Annotated in this window: 15 protein-coding genes; 4 read left to right on the forward strand and 11 right to left on the reverse strand. The window is 35.3% G+C overall.

Annotation, left to right across the window (positions count from 1 at the left end; translation table 11 throughout):
• Positions 1–14 precede the first annotated feature (14 nt).
• Positions 15–1,910 carry a family 16 glycoside hydrolase gene (locus ABZP37_RS14615; RefSeq protein ID WP_366183833.1) on the reverse strand — a complete coding sequence of 632 codons (1,896 nt, stop codon included), beginning with the start codon at positions 1,908–1,910 and terminating at the stop codon, positions 15–17.
• A gap of 249 nt (positions 1,911–2,159) precedes the next feature.
• On the opposite strand from ABZP37_RS14615, the gene ABZP37_RS14620 reads away from it, so the two are divergent.
• Entirely contained in the window at positions 2,160–2,837 is a 678-nt protein-coding gene (locus ABZP37_RS14620) for a hypothetical protein (protein ID WP_366183834.1), read from the forward strand.
• Between the two features lie 139 nt (positions 2,838–2,976).
• On the opposite strand, the gene ABZP37_RS14625 is transcribed toward ABZP37_RS14620, so the two are convergent.
• Positions 2,977–3,825, reverse strand: a complete 849-nt coding sequence (locus ABZP37_RS14625; RefSeq protein WP_366183835.1) for a DUF1080 domain-containing protein — start codon at positions 3,823–3,825, stop codon at positions 2,977–2,979.
• 229 nt (positions 3,826–4,054) lie between these two features.
• Positions 4,055–5,080 carry an AraC family transcriptional regulator gene (locus ABZP37_RS14630; RefSeq protein WP_366183836.1) on the reverse strand — a complete coding sequence of 342 codons (1,026 nt, stop codon included), beginning with the start codon at positions 5,078–5,080 and terminating at the stop codon, positions 4,055–4,057.
• A 302-nt stretch (positions 5,081–5,382) separates the two neighbouring features.
• Between ABZP37_RS14630 and ABZP37_RS14635 the strand changes: the two genes are divergently transcribed.
• A complete protein-coding gene (locus tag ABZP37_RS14635; RefSeq protein WP_366183837.1) occupies positions 5,383–6,618 on the forward strand; it encodes a family 16 glycoside hydrolase in 1,236 nt (411 codons plus the stop codon).
• Between the two features lie 216 nt (positions 6,619–6,834).
• Here the strand turns inward: ABZP37_RS14635 and ABZP37_RS14640 are convergent, their stop codons facing one another.
• From ABZP37_RS14640 to ABZP37_RS14675, 8 genes are all read right to left on the reverse strand, one after another.
• Positions 6,835–7,101, reverse strand: a complete 267-nt coding sequence (locus ABZP37_RS14640) for a helix-turn-helix transcriptional regulator (protein ID WP_366183838.1) — start codon at positions 7,099–7,101, stop codon at positions 6,835–6,837.
• Between the two features lie 56 nt (positions 7,102–7,157).
• On the reverse strand, positions 7,158–7,805 hold the full coding sequence (locus tag ABZP37_RS14645) for an IS30 family transposase (protein ID WP_366183839.1): 648 nt from the start codon (positions 7,803–7,805) through the stop codon (positions 7,158–7,160).
• Positions 7,765–8,445, reverse strand: a complete 681-nt coding sequence (locus ABZP37_RS14650; RefSeq protein WP_366183840.1) for a sulfatase-like hydrolase/transferase — start codon at positions 8,443–8,445, stop codon at positions 7,765–7,767. The genes ABZP37_RS14645 and ABZP37_RS14650 overlap by 41 nt, the downstream gene beginning before the upstream one ends.
• Positions 8,406–8,975 (reverse strand): sulfatase-like hydrolase/transferase, encoded by a 570-nt coding sequence (locus ABZP37_RS14655; RefSeq protein ID WP_366183841.1) that lies wholly within the window; start codon positions 8,973–8,975, stop codon positions 8,406–8,408. Before ABZP37_RS14655 ends, ABZP37_RS14650 begins: the two co-directional genes overlap by 40 nt.
• A 100-nt stretch (positions 8,976–9,075) precedes the next feature.
• Positions 9,076–10,593, reverse strand: a complete 1,518-nt coding sequence (locus ABZP37_RS14660) for an alpha-L-fucosidase (RefSeq protein ID WP_366183842.1) — start codon at positions 10,591–10,593, stop codon at positions 9,076–9,078.
• Between the two features lie 183 nt (positions 10,594–10,776).
• Positions 10,777–12,156 (reverse strand): sulfatase, encoded by a 1,380-nt coding sequence (locus ABZP37_RS14665; protein ID WP_366183843.1) that lies wholly within the window; start codon positions 12,154–12,156, stop codon positions 10,777–10,779.
• A gap of 165 nt (positions 12,157–12,321) precedes the next feature.
• On the reverse strand, positions 12,322–13,632 hold the full coding sequence (locus tag ABZP37_RS14670) for a trehalase family glycosidase (protein WP_366183844.1): 1,311 nt from the start codon (positions 13,630–13,632) through the stop codon (positions 12,322–12,324).
• 127 nt (positions 13,633–13,759) lie between these two features.
• The gene (locus ABZP37_RS14675) at positions 13,760–17,857 is read right to left on the reverse strand and encodes a two-component regulator propeller domain-containing protein (protein WP_366183845.1); all 4,098 of its coding nucleotides are present in this window, start codon (positions 17,855–17,857) and stop codon (positions 13,760–13,762) included.
• Positions 17,858–18,435: 578 nt separating this feature from the next.
• Between ABZP37_RS14675 and ABZP37_RS14680 the strand changes: the two genes are divergently transcribed.
• Positions 18,436–21,045, forward strand: a complete 2,610-nt coding sequence (locus ABZP37_RS14680) for a hypothetical protein (protein WP_366183846.1) — start codon at positions 18,436–18,438, stop codon at positions 21,043–21,045.
• Between the two features lie 336 nt (positions 21,046–21,381).
• Entirely contained in the window at positions 21,382–23,409 is a 2,028-nt protein-coding gene (locus tag ABZP37_RS14685) for a glycoside hydrolase family 2 TIM barrel-domain containing protein (protein ID WP_366183847.1), read from the forward strand.
• Positions 23,410–23,527: the final 118 nt, after the last annotated feature.

A 23,527-nucleotide genomic window follows, 5' to 3' on the forward strand; every position in this document is an offset into this window, starting at 1 on the left:
TTTTCTCTTTAAATTTACCAGATTATGCTATAAATAATTGTTGATTTACCTTTTGGAAGTTCCACTAGCAATTCCTCTTTTCCATTATTATTTCTAATGATTGGTTTTCCCTCTTTCAAAACAATGTAATAGCTTTCGTTATTGATAATATAGGTGTTGTTCTCTAATAATTGAATGTTGTCTCCTTCCGCAATTTTATGCCAAATTGAAGATTTCGAATTAGCTGTAATTATTCGATCCAACCCTCTTTTTAAGTTTGAGGTAGCTTTAAACGTATCTGATATTTCATTACCATCCATTTCAAATGAGAAAACGGGCATTCCATCATTTTTCAACTCATATCCTAATGGTTTGAATGTGTTTTTTTCATTTAAAGCTTTTGGCCACGCCTCATTATTAGACCCTAAAGATGCAAAATCTAAATCACCATGGGAAGCAATTGAAAAACCCATAGGTTCTCCACGCTGATGTTCTCCTCTGGAATGCCACATTTGTGTTGTCTCTAAAAAATCGCCACTCCAAACATAAAGTAACGATCCAGTAGCTAAGTCTAAACTGAAATTTAACTTTTCAACCAAACCAACCGAAATACAATGTGTACGCTCACCTCCTCTAAAATTTAAAAAACTACGTTGGGTAAGCGGTTTGTCAGTAACGGCAACAGTAATCGGTTTAATTGGTTTGCTCTTACTCAAACTTGTACTTCCTGTCTTTAGTAACGAATAGCGCTGCATTTGCGGTCCTTGAACAAAAAAGTCCAACCCTCGGCGCCAAGCAAAAGGCTTGTTGTACACTAGACTATAGGTTACTTGTCCTTTTTCTAAATGAACTTTCCCATACTTAGTACTATTCATATCAACATCTTCATTACTATTTACAATCGTATCTTTATTAATTATTAAATAAGCACCGCCGTCAACAGTCCCTTCAAATAGATACTCACCCGAAGTTGGAATAGTTAATGTTCCTTTGTAACTTAAAATTTTCTGATCTCTTGGGTCAATTTGTAATAATGGAGAAATAGAATCTGTTTTGATCTCTTCTAGTAGTTTGAATTTTTCGAAATTTTTTATAACAGCTTCCCCTTTGGAATTATCATATATTTTAAGTGAAGTGTTCCCAATACCAATAGTTTTTCCATCATAAAGTTTGTACTTAATATTTTTAAAAGCCACCGGGCCATGGTCACCTTGAATCATTAAAGGGCCAAGTGCTTTTTCATCTCCAAAAGCAGCAGCTCGCGTAGGACCTGTAACTTCCACGTTTTCATGAAGCAATACATCATTTAGTCTTACTTCTTCAAACCAAGCATTTTTTATTTTTTTATTATTGGAATCAAATTTAGCGGCATGAAAAATCACCTTTAAATGTTGCCAAAGACCTGGTGCTTTTGCGGCATTCATTTTAGGACTATGCCCTTCATAACCTTCCTTACCTTTTTCGGCGTCATTGTTCCAACGTTGGTAAATTCCGCCAATATCATTGTAATGTGGTTCTGCTACTCCCCAACTATCAAACAATTGGATTTCGTAGCGACCTTGAAAATATACACCTGAATTGGAACCTACAGGCATCATAACATCTAATTCTAATTCGATATCGCCATGCTCAAATTTGGTAAATAAATTATTTTTTATCTTCGTACTTGGAATATTCAGCAAAACTCCAGTACCTTTTGTAGAAGTAAAATTTTTTTCTTTGGTTCTATCTGCAATTGCATTTCCAACAATTTGCCAATTTCCCTTTGTTGGTTTAAAACTTGCTAAGTCATTCAGTTCAATAGTAGAAAAAGGTAATGTAGTTTGCTCTTTCTTTTCAACTCTTCCAATTTCTTGTAAAGTCTTTGCTTCATTTTTCTCGCTGCAAATTATAAGCGAAAGCGTAAAACAAAAAAGAATTGTTTTTTTCATTTGGTTAGATATTTAGTTACTATAATATATTTGTTTTCGTAAAAATATTCTTTATTGGTTGTAACAAAGGAGTCATATGTTTAATTTATAGCAAGAATTGGTTATTTTAACCGAAAATTCAATTGTAATTGCGTACTTATACTTCAAAATAGAAAAAAAACCAATTATCTTTTGAACCTTTAATTCGAAAATCAACATTTCATAAAAAAAATTTATCTTTGTAAATCCAGCAAATTCAATCCTATCTTGATGAAAAAAATTATACTTATAGCACTCTTACTTCTACCATTTTACTGGTTTATGTCTGAAGCTAAAACTGCCTATAATTTTGAAAAACCTATTATCAAATTTCAAGCAGATTCGACTGTGTTACCACCAAAGTTAAACTTTGACTATATAAAAAGTAGGACTTCCAAATTAGGAAAAAAGGTTGAAGTAGATGCTCATTTTTGTGAAGAGAACAACAGAATGACCAAAGCGTTTATCACAAACTATTTAAGCGCACAAGAAATAGTAGTAGGAGACCCTATAACTTTTGACTGTAAAAATTCTGATGGATTTTGCTTTAAAGAATACAAGGAATTTGAAACCTTTAACTTATTTACTTTCACCTATCAAAATGGATATTGTTGTAAAACGCTTTATGCCGTTACCACCAAAAAAGATACTTTAGCGATCATCAATATAGGTGTACTGGCTTTTTCTGCAAATAAAAGCGGATGGCTCGGTGATAAATATGGGAAATGGATAAGTGAAGACGTTATGGACATGACTACTGTATCGCATTATGACGATGATTTTATTGAAGACAATAACAATTCAAGAATTGATACTACTTGGTCAATAATCCGAATAAATAAAGAAGGATTACTTAAAGAAAACATCTATAAAAAAGTAGCCTATTTAGAAGGTAGAAAAATTGAATAGTTAGCACTTATTTACCAAAAAAACACCTAATAGATTATAACAATTGCTTACTGATAAATATCTGCATGTAGCAGCGCTAAATAATCAAAAAAATAGCCTGAAAAAATCAGGCTATTTGGTAATTATTTATAATGTAATTCTATTCCTTTAACTCTCTCACCCAAATATTTCTAAAGCTCACATCGCTTCCGTGATCCTGTAATCTAATGGGTTCCTTTCCGTGAACATCTTGCCTTGGCCAACCCACATATGCACATGCACCTTGAATTGCAAAATGATCTTGTATTAATACGCCATTTTGAAGTACCGTCATCGTTGCTTGTTTAATTCTCTTTTCTCCTTTAAATACCGGAGGATGGTAAATGATGTCATAACTATTCCATTCTCCTGTTGGTACCGTTGGGTTTACCAATGGTGCCGCTTGTTTATAAATAGAACCTACCATACCATTTACATAGGTTTCATTGTCATTATTATCTAATATTTGAACTTCGTACCTAGCATCCAATGCAACGCCACTGTTGCCTCTTGCTTGTCCTGTTCTTTCTTTTATTGCAGCTGGAGAACGCCATTCTATATGCAACTGTACAGCACCAAATTTTTGTTTGGTAACAACATTGTCTCCCTTTTGTCCTTTTGGTTTGAAAATAGTCATGGTTTTTTCTTTCTTATCCAATTTCCAAGGACAAGGACTATTGTCGTCTTGATTTATCCATGCATCCAAATTGCTACCATCAAACAATACAATAGCATCAGAAGGTACTCCATTTTGTCCATAAGGATCAACTTTTAAAGGTACTGGCTCATAAAATTCGGTCTCTCTATGGTCTTTAGGCGAAGGAATACCTTCAAAATTACCTGTTTCCAAAGCCTTTTGTATCTTTTTGTCTGTCACAAAATCTTTATCTGGACCGTTGTGTTTTTTATCTTGCGCTTGTACACAGTAAGAACCTAAAACAGCTAGTGCTATCACTGAAAATCTATTCATATTTGTATTGGTTTAACTTATTTATTTTTAAATGTTTTTGGTTTAAAAACGATATTCTAATCTTTCAAGAAAGACGCAACAGTTGACGGATTATTTTTTTCGAAAATACATTGGGACAAATTGTACCTATATATTGATTAGATTTAATTGCCAATTGTCTAGCTCGTAAAATTACATCAATAAATCACTTTAACTGTATGTTATGCTTCAGTGAAAGATAATGCACAAATTAATTGTGTTGACTAAAAAGATATTTTACTTGATACTCTTTGGGAGTACATTTTTCATATTTTTTAAATATGGTCGAAAAATACTGACTACTAGAAAAACCACATTTATAGGCAATTTCACTTATATTAAAATCGTGCTCCTCTTTCATCATTTTCTTGGCCATTTCTAAACGTCGAATAAATAAATATTTCATTGGTGTCAAATTGGTCAACTGTTTGCAGTGATGCGTTAAACGAGTTACGCCCACACCCGCAGACTTCGACATACTTTTAATAGTCCAATCGTTTACCAAATCTAGATCGAGTTCTTTCAAAAAATAGGCAACACTTCTAGAACTATCCGTTAAAGCTTCATTTAAAACAACGTCATCTGTATCTAATAATTCCAACATTAGAACCAACAAATAATTGATCAGAACTCTTAATTTAGAAGCATTGCTCCCATTTTCATAGCTGTCAATGGTGTTTTGGATATTTTTAAAGCAATCGCGAATCTTATTATCTGTCTTCCAAGTCGTTTTTGCATTTTGCCTCAAAATCGTCGTCAATCTAGACAAGTCTTTTTCAGTAAGCGAAATCCAGTCTGGCCACACCCACTCCTCATGAGGCCTTCTTACTCCCAAATCAATAATAATCCAGAAAAACTTCCCCATGCCAATGTTGGGGTTTCCAACCCTGTGTTCTTCCCACGGTCGTATTATTGCCAAATGGTTTGGAGTTAACACCATTTCTTTCTCTTCTTTCGAAAAAGGCATAGAGCCTGACGCTAAGAATTGAAATTCAATACCTTCATTTCTATGCCAATCTAAACCCCAGTCCTGAGGTGAGTCTGCATCCCAATATCCGATACTATTCAAACCTAAAGTATCCTCACATAATCTTTTCCCAGGATAGGTAAACCTTCCCAAAGAATTAGATTCTATTTTTTTTCTAATTATAGCATCAGTAAGTGACGAGCAGGTATCTGCATGGTAAATCAAATCCGCTTCCTTATAAGGCTGTATTTTTTCTAAACTAATTTCCATTGAAACAAATTAAACAAAAATGAACTGCAATTTAATTCTTTTTTAATTATAAAAAAAACAAATCAATAAGCCTAAACAGTGAGATTTACCTGTTAAAAAATGATTAGACAACTAATTCTATTCATTTTAAAAAATACTTTTAATTGATACGAAATATTTCAGCGAAACAAAACAAACAAATTTAAAAAATATCTTTATTACTTTTGTAGGTACCCCATTTGTTTCCCACAAACAAATAACGTTTAAACATTAAAATAGTCATCATCCCAAATTGTTGCATGACACAAAAAAATTAACTTCAAATGAAAAACAAACCATTAATCTATTTCATTTTATTTGTTGTACTGCTTAACACAAACGGTTATGCACAACAAAAAAACACAGAAATAATCGAGCTAAACCCCCTTTCAATAGAACTAAACGACCTAAGTTTATTTGAAAAAGGCAGTAAGGACTGGGGACTTGCTGAAAACATTTCTATAGACCGAAAAACCAATAAAATTGTTTTGTCAAAAAAAGGGAAAGGTATTTTAATACATACTAACGATTCCAAAAAGCATGAAAACTTAGTCACCAAACTGCAACACGGTAATATTGCAGTAGAATTTGATGTGATGCTAAGCAAAGGCACTGAGTCTAGCATTTATTTACAAGGAAAATATAAAGTCCTATTAACTGACAGCTGGACCAAAAACAGCTCCCCTATCACCAACATTGGGAGTATCGATTCTGGAAATAACGCTGCAGACAAAAAATATCTAGCAACTGAAAACGTGGCAAAAGCACCCGGTTTGTGGCAACATGTAAAAATTGTTTTCCAAGCTCCTGTGATCAATGCATCTGGCGAAAAAATAAAAAATGCTCGCTTTGAAGAAATCACTATAAATAATAGAACCGTAATTCAAAACGTAGAAGTTTTGGAACCGTCTGCTGGAGCAATTTCGAAAAAAGAAACTGCTTTGGGGCCAATAGTGCTACAAGGAACAGAAAAGGCAATTGCTTTTAAAAACATTAGCTATAAACTAAACACGTTTTTGAGTCTACAACCTGAAAACATTGTGATGGAAATTAAAAAATCTCCAAAGACTATAGAGAACAATAATTCGCTACTGAAAATAAAACCGATCAGTAAAAAAAAGGTAGAAACGATTTCGCCTTTAACTGATTTGAAGCAAAATGCTGCAAATTTAGTACAGTATAGTGGTACGCTTGATATACCTGAAACTGGAGAGTACTTATTTACTATGTTTGTAAGCGGAGGTGGATTTATGGCAATTGGAGATCAAGAAATCTTTAATTTCGCTTTAGGATTTAGCGGTCATGAAAATACGGTCCCTGCTCCAAAATTGGTAAAAGTGACTTTGAAAAAAGGAAAAACTCCTTTTACAATTGCTTACAATAAAAAATCGCCTAGAGACCGAGAATTTCAGCTATTTGCCGAGGGAGAACATATGCAACGCTATTCTATGGTCAGTCATAAAATGACTGAAAAAGAACAGGAAATATACGATATGAGATTCACCGTTTTATTGGTTTAACTTCTTTATTATTAATTATTTTTGGTTTAAGAACGATAATCTAATCTTTCACAAAAGACACAGCAATTGAAGGACTATTTTTTTTCGAAAATACATTGGGACAAATTGTACCTATATATATTGATTACATATAATTGCCAAATGTGTAGCTCGTAAAATTACATCAATAAATCACTTTAACGGTATGTTGTGCTTCAGTGAAAGATAATGCACAAATTAATTGTGTTGACTAAAAACATATTTAACTTGATACTCTTTGGGAGTACATTTTTCATATTTTTTAAATATGGTCGAAAAATACTGACTACTAGAAAAACCACATTTATAGGCAATTTCACTTATATTAAATTCGTGCACCTCTTCCATCATTTTCTTGGCCATTTCTAAACGTCGAATAAATAAATATTTCATAGGTGTCAAATTGGTCAACTGTTTGCAGTGATGCGTTAAACGAGTTACGCCTACACACGCAGACTTCGACATACTTTTAATGGTCCAATCATTTATCAAATGGTGGATTCAATTAATAAACGCTCTTCTCAAGCTACCTTTTTTAATTGTTCGTTATATACTTCTTTTGGCGTTTTAAAATCATGTCTTTTTCTTGGTCTATTATTTAATTTTTGAACAACATCGTCTACATCCTGTTGTGTAATCCAGTCAAAATCAGTTCCTTTTTTAAAATATTGTCTAACTAATCCATTTAAGTTTTCATTAGCACCTCGCTCCCAGCTATGGTATGGGGTTGCAAAATAATAATCTATTTCTAACTCAGATGAAATCTCCCGATGGTTAGCAAACTCTTTTCCATTATCTGTAGTAATTGTGTGTAAGATTGATTTAGAATCTTTAAGCAAATCAATTGCCTTGTTCTGAATTACTGAAGCTTCCTTAGATGGAATTATTGCCATCCAAAGCAAACCTGAGAATCTATCATTTATTGTTAGAAGAGCAAATTTATGCATTTTTCCTATAATTAAATCCATTTCTAAATCACCTATTCGTTGTTTCAAATCGACAATTTCTGGACGTTTCTTTATATCTACTCGACCTGGAATCCCTCCTCGTTTTCCATTAGTATTTCCTCTTTTGGCATATCGTTTTCCGCCTGTTCTAAGATGTTTATAAAGTGTTCCTCCTTTGAGCTTATTTGCCCAAATATATTGATAGATTCTCTCGTGAGACACACAAATAAAACATTTCGTTACGGGGTGACTTGGTTGTTTTTCCTTCTAGAAAATCCGAAACATTATAACCGTCATAAACTCTGTTTTTAGGCATTGCAATTCCTGCCCAATTGGCTATAGTAGGAAAAACATCTAAAGAAGAAAGTAGTTCACTCGATTCTGTTCCCGCTTTGATTTTACCCGGAGCCCAGATAACTGCGGGAACACGTTGCCCTCCTTCATACTCGTCAAATTTATGTCCACGCAATGGCTTAGCCGAACCAAAACTATTTGGTCCATTATCAGAGGTGAAAATTACTACTGTGTTTTTATCCAAACCATTCTCTTTTAAGGTTTTCAAAATCTCACCTACACTCCAATCAATTTCCTGAATGGCATCATAATACGGACTCGTTCCGCTAGAACCTTTAAATTTTGCGCCTACATATATAGGAACATGCGGAAAAGAATGCGCCATGTACAAAAAGAAAGGTTTCTTTTTATTTTTTTTGATAAAAGAAACTGCTTCATCAGTATAACGTTCTGTAAGTGTTTCTTGATTGGTAGGATATTCAATAATTTCATTTCCGCGTAGTAAAGGCGGTTTGTTCTGAATTGATTTTAGGTCGCTTGCCTTAGCTCCCTGCACTGCTTTCTGCATATCTGCATGCATTTTATCAAGGGTGTAGCCATTATTGAAACAATATCTTTGGATACTTTGATGTCCTTTGAAACCGACATATTGTTACTATACGGTATTCCGAAATAAGAATCAAAACCTTGATTGAGTGGTAATAAAGCGGTTTGATGTCCCAAATGCCATTTCCCAACAAGCGCCGTAGCGTAGTTTTTTTGTTTTAAAAGTTCGGCAATCGTAATTTCATCTGCTGCAAGTCCGTCTTCAGAATGCGGATGAAGTACCGCAGGAACCCCTACTCGTTTTGGCATTCGTCCTGTAACTAAAGCGGCACGAGATGGCGAACAAACAGAAGAAGCTACATAGAAACTCGTCAACTTAATCCCTTCCTTGGCCATATTGTCTATGTTCGGTGTCTTTACATTATTCGAACCAAAACAACTTAAATCCTCATACCCTTGATCATCTGTAAAAATGATAATAAAATTTTTGGGTTGACTTCTAACGGGAGCTAAAGCAACTATTAAAAAAAATACAATTGCTAACTTATTCATAATTCCTATTTTTTATTTATTAAGACTATAGATCCTAATTTCGTTTTAATTACTTTATCGCTTAAAGCCGGTTATTTTTATTATGGAAATTAGTTCTTACTTACTTCAAATTAATTTTGTACACGATGGCTGCATCTCCTTCTGCTGGTTTGTTTTTTGGTGATGTTACTACCAAACCTTGAGCTGTTTTTTTCCAATTAATTTTTTCTTTACTACCCAAAACGCTTACCGATTTAATATTAAAATCTTTCGCTTTTCCAGCAAACGTTTCCAATGTTATGGCATTAGACGCACCAGGCCAACCTAACTGAATTGCATAAACTGTGTTTCCTATTTTGGTGTAACGAATGTCTTTTGCGTTCAAGTTTTGTAAACCTTCTTTGATTGAGCCATAAGCATTCCAATCATCATTCGGGTTGCGTTTTAATTTTGTAGGCCCTTGTCCAAATTCAACAAACGGACGTGTTTTGTAAATTGCTTCTCCATACAATTTCAACCAAGCACCAATACCAGCCATCGCTTGTACTTGCTCCTCTGGCATGGTTCCGTCAGCCATTGGTGCAGCGGCCAAAATCATTACACCATTTTTACTCACTACTTCTGCCAAAATACGAATGGCTTTTTGTGGATTGATAGCTACACGCTTGCTTTTATCAAATCCCCAAGAACTTCCTATTTGAAAATCGGTTACCCAAACAAAAGGTGTGATATCTTCCATTGTGGCACGTTCTACGTTGACAACAGCAATATCAGTTGGAAAGAAATCTCCTTTTGTATTTACAACTACATCTTTTTTCAATTCGGCAGCTTTATTGAAATAATCTGCCAAAAACTGCTGTCGGTAATCTTCTTGCACAAAACCTTGTCCAAAATCCATCCAAATATAATCGGGACAATAGGTATCAATCACCTCATTTAGTTTTCCTAACCAAATATCGCATTCTGCTTTGTAAGGCATATTACCATAGAGAATATCAAATTTTCCTCCTTGCGGAAACTCTAATTTGTCATAGGCCGCGATGTGTTGCGACGCAGGACGTAAAACAGAATTCTCTTTTTTAGGGTAAAACATCATATGAAAACCATGGTGAAAAGTAGTCATGAATTTTAAATCACGCTTTTTGACCTCAATAGACATTTCTTTAACAACATCAATCTTTGGCCCCATGTCTTTTGCGTTCCATGGGTTTACTTTACTACCCCACATCGAAAAACCATCGTGGTGTTCTGCAATCGACCCTATGAATTTTGCACCCATATTTTCGAACATATCCACCCACATTTTGGCATTAAATTTTTCGCCTTTAAATTCAGGTATAAAGTCATGGTATTGTTTTTTTCGACCATACGTTTCAGTATGGTACTCATAAATTCCTTTTCCCCAACTTTTTTTACGATCGTATTCGTACATGAATCGGCCGTACCACTCATTTCCGTTTTCTGGAATAGTGTACACACCCCAGTGAAAATAAACTCCCAACTTTGCATCGGCAAACCATTCTGGTGCTACTTTGTGTTTTTTTAAACTCTCCCATTCTGGCTTGAATTTCTCTTGAGCGTTGGTCAGTGTTACCGTTGCAATAAATGCAACTATTGTACTTTTAAATTTTTGTTTCATTTTTATCTGATTGGTTTCATATAATTAGTTGTTATCTCTTTTGCCAATGGGCAATAAATGCTTATTTTCATATCCTTGAAAAAAATAAGGATAGTTATCCCAAGGCGATTTCCCTTCCATTCTAGGATCTTTGGTTTGTTTTAAATAGGCAAAAAGTTCCGATTTTAAAGCAGCACATTGTTTTTAATAGCCTTTATTATCTGCCAAATTATGCAGCTGAAAAGGATCTGTTTTTACATTATACAATTCTACTTTTGGGCGTTTGCCGAGCGATAAATCAGCGATAGGTTTTATCGAAGGATTGTCTTTGTTATCAATCAGGTAGGTACGACTAGGACCAGCATCTATATCTCCATATAAACCAGCATGTACCGAATTAAAATCGGGATCGCCACAAGGCCATCTGTCAGCTTCAAAGTTGACGATGTATAAATAGTCGTTTTTTCGAATGGTACGAATCGGGTAAGGCATTCCGTCAGGACGACAGTAGGTATGACGTTCTAATCCTGTGAAAACTCGGTTTCTTGCTGGATTAACTTGTCCGCTTTTATTCGATAATAAAACATCCAAAAAGCTTTTTCCTGTCATTTCTTTGGGAACAACAGCGCCAACTGCTTCCAATAAAGTTGGGGCAAAATCAATAAAACTGATAAAATCATCTACACGAGAAGCGCCTTTTATTTTATTTTCCCAACAAATCGCCAATGGCATATGGGTTCCATAATCATAACAGGTTCCTTTGGCTCGTGGAAACGGCATTCCGTTATCTGCCGTTACAATGATGATAGTGTTTTCTAGTTCGCCAGCAGCTTCCAAAGCTTTGATCATACGTCCCAAATGCGAATCAAACCATTCGATTTCATAGTAATAATCAGCGATATCACCACGGACAATAGCATTATCGGGTAAAAATCCTGGCACTTGTATTTTCGAAATGTCTTTTCCTGCCTTCGCTCCTATTCCGAGTTCATACTCACGGTGTGCTTCATGTGAACCATACCAAAAAAAGAAAGGTTGGTCTTTGTCTTTTTTCGAAAGAAAAGCATCAAAATTACCTGAATAGTTTTTATTCGAAATATACTTGGGAGCTACCATTTTGAGATCATTATATTCCTTTGCCAATGGAATTGTTTGATATGGTTCCTTGGTATTTGCAGGCATATATCCTTTACCAGTTGATCCTGTAGCGTATCCAACTTGTCTAAGTAAGCTAGTAAAAGTGGTGAACTTCTCTTTTAGAGCACCAAATAGCAAACCTCCTTCTTCCAATTCCCAAAGATTTCTTCCCGTTAAAATAGTTGCTCTTGAGGGAGCGCAAGAAGAAATATTGGTGTAAGCGTTATTGAATAATACTCCATTTTTTGCTACACGGTCAAAATTAGGTGTGTTTATTTGACTGGTTTCCTGTATAGAGGTGTGCAAAAAAGAAGCATCATCTGCAATACAAAAAAGAATATTGGGCTGTTTTACCTCCTTTTTTTGTGCGTGAACAATTGCTACTGAAAAAACCATTACTAGCAATAATCCTTTTTTAATAAGTATATAATTTTTAAAATTTATCATTTTATAATATTTGTAACTAGTCATTCCACTTATTTAAGTATCTAAGACAATGATATTCTGAGTTATATTTAATTGAAAGAGAAAATCATTTCATTTAATGATGATATTCTCTTTAAAATTGCCTGCATAAATCTAAGGAACTTAGAAACTTCTAAATCGATAGTACTATTTAAAACTTACCCCTATTTTTTCACTCAATTTTTGAATATTTTTCTCTTTTAAATCGGTTGGATTGTATTTTAAATCCAGTTCTAAAGGCAAGATATAAGCCAAAGATGACCATCCGAAGAATGGATTCATTCCTAAACCTTCGCCTGTTTCGGCATTAAAAAATTCACGGGTTGCAGAATTATTCAACACCATATTATACGTTCTATTGGCGATATCCTTTGCCAAATCTTTGTAACCATAATCCATTAATCCGTGGCAAATCATATAGTTCGTCGGAATCCAAGTAGAGCCTTTCCAATTGCAACCTTTTTGTCCTTGGTAATTTTGACGGTAATCTGGCTCCGTCAACGCATAACCCGGAATTGGGAATTTTGTCCAAAACTCTTTTGGATTTAACAAATGCTCTTCAACCATGCGTTTTACTTGCTTTTTGGAAGCTACACCTGCCCAAATAGGCGTAAAACAAGAAATCGATTTTACAAAAGTGGTTTTTCCATTTTCTTCATTTCGATCATAATAAAAACCTGATTTTTCATCCCAAAGAAATTCATTAATCAACTTTTTCAATTTTTTGGCATGCGCCAAGTATTCTTTCTTATCGTTTTTATATCCCAGTTCGTCAGCAATAATTGCCATGGCTTCTAACTCCCGAACCAAATAGCAATTCAAATCGACACCTTCACTCAAACCAACAGTACGTGTATTTTGATTGTCCATTCCGCTATGATCGGCAGCACCAGACCAAGTTCCTTTTTGTACACCAGACCAATAGGCCAATCCGTTTTTATCACTGTCATAGGTAAACCAATGATCAAGGTACAATTGTGTTTTTTTATAATACTTTCTTGCCCATTCCCAATTGCCTTCCTGACGCGAACCCAAAACAATTATTTGAGCAATAAAAGGTTTGAAATGATGGTCTCCACCAAACGGTTTTGGACCAAAAGAACGTTTGATAAAACCATTTGATTCTTGCACTCCAAAAAAGCCTTCTAGGTTATCAAAGTTGTATTTCGAAATTCCGTAATAGGACATATAAATATTTTCGAAATACAAATCCCAATCATAAAATTGTTCGTATCGATATCCCGTTAAAAGTTTCTTATTGGTTACAATGGTATCTAATAAAATTCCGTAATTATTAATATCACTATTCAGCTCCTTTAGCCTTGTTTTTAAAACTGTAGAATTGGCATCAAACTTTTTGTCAATTGTAATTTCAATTGGTTTTGGTTGTGCCAGTCCGTTTGCACAAAAACAGATAAAAACGATTCCTAATTTCTTTAATATTTTGTTATTCCACATTTGCATTTCATTAAATAGTATAAAGCTAAATTAAGACTTCAAGCGGTGAAAAAGCGGGGGTAAAAACCAACTAAAAGCGGGGGTTTTTTCTAAATAACAGTCCTTAACGCCTATTAATGCTAGTATTTTATGATTCCGGATCTTCGTCTGTATTGTTTCTCTTAAAATCTGAGGGTGAAACCAAAAACTCTTCTTTGAAGCTATTTCTAAAATATTTCAAGTCTGTAAACCCGACTTCATAAGTCACATCACTAACAGAATACCTTCCTGTTGAAAGTAATTTTGCAGCTCTTTTTAATCGAATAGACCGAATAAAAGCCGCAGTACTTTTGCCTGTCAAAGCCTTCAGTTTTTTATTCAAATTGGCTTGAGAAAGTCCACATTCTGATGCTATAAATTGCACATTTAATGCTTCGTCGGTTAATTTGCTTTCTACAATTTCGAGGATTTTGGTCAGTAAATTATCGTCCACCTTGGTAGTCGAAAATTCAGAAGGTTCTATGTCTATCGTATTTCTAAATTTTTCTTGAAGTAGTTTTCTGTTTTTAATAAGCGTATCCAACTGCGCTTTTAATACTTCCAAATTAAATGGTTTTTCGACATAGGCATTTGCACCCAAACTATACCCTTTTACTTTATTATCATCGGAAGTTTTGGCGGTCAACAGAACAACGGGAATATGACTCAAATCAACATCGGTTTTTATGGCTTTGCACAATTCAAATCCATCCATTTTTGGCATCATTACATCACTAATGACTAAATCAGGAACAAACTGTTTGCATTGCGCTAAACCTTCTTCGCCATTTTCAGCTTCATAAATAGTGTAGTATTCGGCAAAATTATTTACTACAAATTTCCTCAATTCAATATTGTCTTCGACAATTAACAAGGATAAAAGCTTTTGTTCTTCGGCTTCTTTTAATTGCACTACTGTTGGTTTTTTTTCGAAATCAGGAGTTTCCTCCACTTCATATTCCGAATAGTTCTGATTGACTGCTGCTTCATTTTCATCAAAATGATAGCGCCCTTTCAGTAAAGTAACTTTCAACTTTGTTCCTTTATTTGGCTTACTCAAAATCGAAATCCTACCGTGATGCAGTTCGACCAATTCTTTCGAAAAGGATAAACCGATTCCGCTGCCTTGTACTTCATCAGCAATTTTTTCTACCTGATAAAACGGATTAAAAATAAATTCGAGCTTGTCTTGTGAAATTCCAATGCCGTTATCCTTGACAATTACTGAAACAGAATCTTTTTCGTCTACAATTTCAATTGTTACTTTTCCGTTTCTAGGCGTGAATTTAAAAGCATTTGACAATAAATTCAAAAACACTTTTTCTAATTTATCTTCATCAAACCAAACAGACAGATTGGTTTCTTTGGACTTTAATTGCAATTCAATTTCTTTTTGATCGGCAATAAACTGGAACGAATGCATTATTTTTCGAACAAAGCCAACAAGATTACCTTCACTGGCTTTTAAACTTATTTTTCCTTGTTCTAATTTTCTAAAATCCATTAGCTGGTTAATTAAACGCAGCAATTGATTGGCATTTCGATTGATTATCTGATAGTTTTCTTGCACTTTCTCCAATGACATCGCCTCTTTATCTTTCAATAATTTTGAAATAGGACCAATTATCAAGGTTAAAGGCGTTCTAAATTCATGTGAAATATTGGTGAAAAACTGCAATTTCAACTGGGATAACTTTTGGATTTTCTCTTTTTCAAAACTCTCCATTTCCAATTTACTTTTGCGCTGTACGCCAATAATCGTAAAACGTCTAAAAAACCAAAGCGCTAGCAAGAATAGAAATGCATAACAAACGATGGCAAAACTAGAAAACCACCAAGGAGATTTGACGTAGATTACAATCGTTTTGGGTTGTTCGTACCAATAGCCATCACTGTTGGAGGCTTTTACTTTCAAAGTATAAGTTCCCGGACTCAAATTGGTGTATTTTGCAAACCGAGCTTCTGATGTTGCCGAAACCCAATTTTTATCAAAGCCCTCTAGTTTGTATTTGTATTGATTTTTGAGCGGTGAAGCAAAATGCAAACCCGAAAAATGTATGGTGAAACTATTTTCTTTATAGGCTAATACCAATTTTTCAGTAGTATTTATGGAGTTTTTCAAAATAACGTTACCGTCCAATTTTTCGCCAACATCAACTGCTTGGTTCAAGATTTCGAGGCTCGTAAAAACCACCTTATTCGCTGTTGTATCTATTTTTAATTTACTTGGAAAAAAGGAATTGAAACCATTAACACCTCCAAACAGCATTTCGCCATTTTTTCGTTTAAAACATGACAAATCTTTAAATTCAAAATCTTGCAATCCCTCGGAAACACTAAAATTCCGAATCGCTTTTGTCATCGGATTATAGCAGCTAATTCCCTTGTTGCTAGAAATCCATAAAGCACCTTTTTCGTCTTCTAATATTCCTTTAATCACGTCATTCGGCAAACCTTGAGCTGTTGAAATGGTTTCGAAATAAGCAGTACCATTCTTAGAAAAGCACAATTTATTCAGTCCACCGCCCAAAGTTCCCACCCAAATAGTTCCTTTTGATGATTCAAAAATGGGTAAAATATAATTGTTGCTGATACTTCGATTATCGGTTACACTATTTTTAAAACCAGTAAAAATTGGGTTATTCGTGTTTTTAGAAGCTGCGTCTATTTTATTTAATCCCTCGGGAGTACCAACCCACAAATTCCCTTTACTATCTTGAAATAAGCTTCTGATGATATTCGAAAACAACCCTTTATTATTTTCTTGTACAAGAAATTGAGTCCGGCTGAAGTTGCCGTTTTTTTCTAATTTTAAGCGCCATAAGCCGTAACCATAAGTCCCAACCCACACAAAACCTTCTCGATCAACTGCTATCGAAAAAACAGAAACGATTCCTGACAAACTACTTTTATATTTAGAAATCTCTTTTCCTGTTTTCGAGCTAAAAACCGTTAATCCACCGGGAGAACCTACCCAGACTTCGCTGTTTTTTTTATCGAAAGAAATGGCATTGACAATAGTATGACTTGGCAAAACAGAGCTAAAACCCGAATTATAGTTCCCCTTATTTTTAGCAGATAAAAAATTCAAACCTCCATTTTCTGTTCCAATCCATAAATTCTGATAATCGTCTTCTTGTATGGCACGCACCGTATTATGAGAAATACTGCCCTTAGTTGCCGTCGATTTATAGTGCTTAAAAAACGAACCTTTGGGATTGTAAACAAAAACGCCTCCTCCACTTGTTCCAATCCAAACTAAGCCCGAAGCATCTTTTAAGAAAGAAGAAACCATGTAATTATTAAAATCCTCAATTTTATGACTGCCGTTATTTGTATGAAATGAGTCAGTCTGCAGCCTACTTTTATTTAGAAATTCATACCAATAAATACCAGTGTCATATTTTGACATCCAAATATTGTTTTGTTGGTCGATTAGAAATTTTCTAGCATTTTTTATTGCTGTAATTGTGGTGATTTTACGTTCTTTTTCATTAAACATTTGAAGTCCTTGATTATTCAAAAAAAACAAATTACTGTTCCTTTCTGAAATAGCACCTACAGAACCAAATGAAGCATAGCGCTTTGTAACTTGGTAATTTTTAGGATTAACTTTCAAAATACCATTCGAGGTTCCAATCCAAATCGCTCCTTTCGAATCTTCAAAAATGGAAAGAAAACTAAAATCTGAATTGCCATTGGAAGTAATTCCCAATCGTTCTTTTGAAAGCTTAACAATGCTATTGTCCTTTTTTATAATAACAATACTTTGCTCAGACAATGCCCAAACAGAACCATTTCTATCAGAAATCAGCTTGTTTTTGCGGTTGGTGGAAATCACTTTGGGGTGTGCTTCGGTATTATTGAAGGAGGTAAAAGTGTTCTTAGTGATATTGTATTTGCTTATTCCGTTGTCATTAGTTCCTACCCAAATATTACCATCTCTATCCTCGGTGATGGAATAAATAATATTGCTCACTAAGCCATCTTGCTGTCGTGGTTTTTTCCTGAAAACTTTAAAATCGTAGCCGTCATATCGGTTCAAACCATCATTGGTGCCAATCCAAATAAAACCTCTACTATCTTGAAAAATACAATTAACATCGTTCTGAGAAAGTCCGTTTAGAGTTGTCAAATTTTGAAACTCCATCGAACTCATCTCGAAAGCAAATAAGAAAAAAATAACAAGTAAAAAACTCTTTTTCATTACTATTCTTTGTGTGAATTGTTGCTAATTTGGTTACTATTAAATCCTAAAAATGTTATAAAAAATACGCTAATTACATTTTAAAAAACGTACTAGTATTTGGCTTTGTGAACCTGTTTTCAAACAATGGCCTTTATTCAAAAATAAACTATTTTATGCGGGTACCATTTTACAAATGGTTTTCTAACTATCATAAATGTGTTATTACCTCTATTTAAAGAGAAATACCGCTCCTAAATCAGGGCAAACACACTATATATTTTTGGACACTAATTACACAAATTTGCACAAATTACTAAGAATATAAAAAAATAATTACACCAATTCTTTAGTAACTTGATGATCTGTATCATTATACAATATCAGCATTTGTCTTTTTTTTCGCGTAATTCGTGGCTATTTTTTACTTTTAAAACTCATTTGTTTACCCTACCTTTTAAATGCTGTTATTTGGTACCAATTAAACCAATCATTAAAAAACTATTCTTACTGCTGTTGCATATATAAAACCATATGAAGCACTACAACTTTAACAAAAAAGCTATTTTTGAACTATCATTTTCTATCAACGCTTAACTATGAAACCATTATTAATTAGCTTAACTGTAACTTTTGCGCTACTCCCTTTTTGGGCACAAAGCCAAGAGCATTATCCTTCGATAAAAGCAAAAAATCCAATCAACTTTAGCGATTTAAAAAAGAAAAATATCGTCTCAGATACCGATATCATTTGGCAACAATTTGGTCCCGGAATGAGCGGAAACAACAAATCGGCCATGTGGCATCCTACCGATCCAAACGTGCTTTATATTTCGCCAAATATGGGCAATACTTATAGAACAACCAACAAAGGTTTTACATATGAAACCATTTTGGACGAAGATGGTCCTGGAATAAAATCGGGAGAAAGAGGTCCACAGGAACTAGGAAGTATCGATTTTTCACGTCAGAATCCTAATTTTGGTTTTTGTACCGATTTAAAAAATAATGGTATCTTCTTTACCAATGACAAAGGAAAGTCTTGGCAAAAACAACAAACAACGGTTGATACCTTTGCAAAAGCGTTTTTGGCTTGTGTTGCCGTGGATCCAAAAAACGAAAATATTTGGTATCTGGGTGCCGGACAATTACGAAACACGGGGCGCATATTATTTAGCCAAGAAAATCCTCGAGGCAACTTAATTGACAAAAACAGTCTAGCTAAAATTTGGAAAAGTACCAACAAAGGAAAAAGTTGGGATTTAATCACCAATGGTCTCCAGCCAAATACAGAAGTAGAAACAGTGGCTGTAGACCCAAAAAACTCAAATATCCTCTATGCAACGACCAGCAGCGGCTTTTATAAAAGTAGCGATGCCGGTAAAAACTGGGAACTCAAATCAAAAGGAATCGATAATACTGTTTTGCGAAGTGTCAGCACACAATACGACCCAAAAACAGACAAACTCACGATGTATGTACTTAGCAACCGCGTTTGGAAAGCCGATGGAAATACCGTTACCGACCAATCTGGCGGAATTTTTAAGAGTACAGATCGTGGCGAAAGCTGGACCAACGTTGATGGTAACCTAGCATTGGACTTAAATCAATTCAAAAACAACAAATCGGTACTACAAACCTACTACAATGCGGTGGCGTATTTCTTTGGTATTTCTATAGAAAAAGCTAAAAAATCATACCCAGAAATGCCCTCAAAAATCACGCATAATTTCTGCCAAATTCAGGTTGACCCAAATGATGCCAACAATGTTTATTTGGTAAACATGTTTTCGAATATGGCTCGAAATAATTTTATGCCCGGCTGCATGTGGAGATCCAAAGATGGAGGAAAAAATTGGTATGTTACTTTTCGAAATGGAAAGAATTGGAGTTCAGGTCCAGACGTAAAATACTGGGCAGACCGTGGGAATCCTACTGGTAGCAATGTCAAATTGAAATATTTGCACCAATGGGAAAACCGAGATGACTATGACCGTAAATCGACCAATTTCGGAATATTCAATGCCGATGGAACGGTCTTGCATACACAAATGGCAAAAATTTCTTTGATGTCCTACGACAAAGGAGATACTTGGGTAGATATTGACGATGTGCAAACTTCTCCTGCTACCGAGAGTTATATTGGTGCAGGAAACAGCAATTTACCGGGACATGGCTTTTACCAAAGCTACTTAACGCCAAACAAAGTCTATTGTTCTGCGGGCGAAAACAGTTTGTGGATTACGAATAACGAAACTAGTCCAGAACGTCCAGGTGCTCAAGCAGCGACTTGCAAACGATTACTAGACGATGAAATATCGGTGAGTTGTTATGCCATTCACCCTAAAGATCCTAAAATTCACTTTGCTTTGTTTTTTAGACAAAAAGGCCGTGGCGAATTGTACCGATCTACTGATAGTGGCGAAACTTGGGTAAAACACGGAACACCAATTCCTGCTTGGGAAGTAAAAGCGCATTCTGGCGACCAATCGGTACATCAATTGAGTTTGATAATTGACCCAAACAATCCAGACACTATGTACTTTTGTGTACCCAAAGCGGCCAAAAACATGGAATATGTGGGCGATAGCGAAACAGGTTTTGGAATCCATAAATCTATTGATGGCGGAAAAACATGGACAGAACCAAACGCTGGTTTGCCTGCTTCACTAGACACGACAACGATTAAATTTGACCCAAGCAACCCGAATACTTTATTCACTTGCATTCAAAATGACAAAGGCGGACTTTATTTTTCGACCAATAACGGAGCCAATTGGTCTGTTGTTCCTTCCACTATCGAAATTGCGGGCAAATTTGGAATTAACGATATTCATTTTGCCAAAGACGGAAAAGTGTACATCACATCAGGATATAAAAATGCCAATGAAAACGATGGCGGTCTTTGGGTAAGCAATGACCAAATGAAATCTTGGAAAAAAATATTCGATTATCCTTGGGTTAATCGTGTCGAAGTAGCACCCTATAATCCAAATATTATATTGATTAATACCCTTGCTAATGTAAAGGTGGAATTGATTAACCCAGGAGCTTTTCTATCCAAAGATGGCGGAAAAACGTGGAGCAAAATCAACAAAGGCAACGGACAATCCGACCGTATCAATGATATTGCCATTGACTATTTCACCCCAAACAAATACTATCTTTCTACTTACGGAAGTGGTTTTTATGTAGCGAAGGAGAAATAATTTCACACCAAAACAATCATTCAAAAAGCACAGAAGATAAAATTGACTGTGCTTTTTATTTTTAATTAATAACACGAAAAAAGGGTTGACAGACATATTAATTTAAGGATTCGTCAGTTCGAGTGTTTTATAAAAAATGCGATAGCTTTTTTTATAAAATGTATCGAGAACGGCATACATTGTAGCTTCTCGATACATTTTTTGATAGTAAAGCTATCGCATTACTATCAAAAAAATACTCGAAGTGACGGATGAAAACCTAAATCTAAAAACAATTATGTAATTTGTAGCCGTTTTACATATAATATTAATTACATCAAAAAACAGAACCAAAAAATGAAACTAAAAATCGCAATAACAACAGGACTTATCAGCTTGGCAATGCAAGCACAAGTACCTTTTGTAAAAGAACGCAACCACATCAACCTAACCGATTGGATTTATACCAAAGGAATCAATTTCAATGCACAAAAAAACAGTTTTGACGTACAAAACTGGCAAGCCGTAAAAGTACCACACACCTACTCCATGGATGCCATCAATGCTATTGGGTATTACCGTGGCGAATCGTGGTACCGAACTCCTGTAACCATTCCACAATCAATGGATGGGCAGCGTATTTTCATTCGATTTGAAGGCGTAGGACAACAAGCCGAATTGTATTTTAACGAAAAGAAAATTGGCGAACACAAAGGTGGTTACAGCGCTTTTTGTTATGAAATTACAGATCTTGCTCAAGCAAACAAATCCAATTTACTGGCGGTAAAAGTAACCAACGAACCCGATTTTAAAGTCATTCCAACCGTAGATAAATTGTTCAATCTCTATGGCGGAATTTACCGTCCCGTACAAGTATTCTCTACACCAAAAACAAATATAAATCCTAATTATTACGCCTCTTCGGGAGTTTTTGTCGAACTCAAAGAACTTCAAAAAGATTTGGCTACTATTCAAATTCGTACCCATTTATCGACATCCAAACCAGGACAAAATAGTACCATCAACTACACTATTTTGGATGCCAAAAACAAGGTAGTCGCACAAGAAAAACGTACGATATCTAGTTTCAAAAAAGATACTATCCTTAGCGAAAACTTTCAAATCAAAAAGCCTATTTTATGGAATGGTAGACAAAATCCACATCGCTACCATGCCGAAATTAGTGTAACCTCCAATAATGAGACCGATAAAATAAATCAATCTTTCGGAATCAAAACCGTGTCCGCAAACGCCGATACTGGCTTTCACTTAAACAACGAACCGTATCGTTTATACGGCGTGGCAATGCACCAAGAATGGGAACAAAATGGCCCTGCACTTTCAGACCAACAACACCAGCAAGACATGGACTTGGTAGACGAAATTGGCGCAACGGGTATACGTTTATCGCACTACCAACACTCTGAACTTACCTACGAATTGGCCGATGAAAAAGGAATTTTGGTGTGGACCGAAATTCCGTTTGTACACGATTACAGCAGCCGTGAAGATGGAAACGCCAAGCAGCAGTTAACCGAATTGATTCTCCAAAACTACAACCATCCCAGCATTTTTACTTGGGGATTGTGGAACGAAGTTCGTGCTCACAAAAGCAAAAACGAGCCTTGCGTGTTACTTGTTGAAGATCTCAAAAAGTTGGCTCATAAATTGGACCCAAACCGCTTAACAGCTTCTGCCAGTGACCGAGGAATCACCGGAAACATGGAAAACATCACCGACCTACAGGCTTGGAACAAGTATTTTGGTTGGTACGGTGGCAAGTATGGCGATTTTGCAAAATGGCTCGACGAAGCGCATACCCAAAACCCAACCATTCCCCTAGGTATTAGTGAATATGGATCTGGCGCAAACATCAAAGATCAGGACGAAACCATAAACAACAAACCATTCGGAATCCATTTTCCTGAAATAGACCAAACCCACGGTCACGAAATCACTTGGAAAATCATCAAAGACCGCCCTTTTGTTTGGGGATCATTTGTCTGGAATATGTTCGACTTTTCGGTAGCGGGTTGGAACCGTGGCGGCGTTGCCAATCGCAACCACAAAGGCCTAATCACCTATGACCGCAGCACAAAAAAGGACGCCTTTTATTTCTACAAAACCAATTGGAACAGCGAACCACAGCTCTACATTGCCGAACGCAGAAATACCAACATCCATAGCAATCCTACCACTGTAAAAATCTATACCAATCAACCAGCAGCGACGCTTTACCTAAACGGTAAAAAAATCGCAACGCAAAAACTGACATCGGATATTCGAATCATCGAATTCAAAAATATAGAACTCCAAAAAGGAAACAACAAAATAGAAGTCAAAGCCGGAAAATTATCCGACGAAATCAATTGGATTTTACCTTAATTAGTAGGAGCAGAAATAGTTATTTTCATAATGACGTCTGCTCCCGCTATTCGTTGCAATCTCTTGTATTTGCTATCGCGATACAAGAGGATTTTCACTGCTATCGGGGCTAGTTATA

This window comes from Flavobacterium ovatum (assembly GCF_040703125.1).
In the GTDB taxonomy this organism is placed as follows: domain Bacteria; phylum Bacteroidota; class Bacteroidia; order Flavobacteriales; family Flavobacteriaceae; genus Flavobacterium; species Flavobacterium ovatum.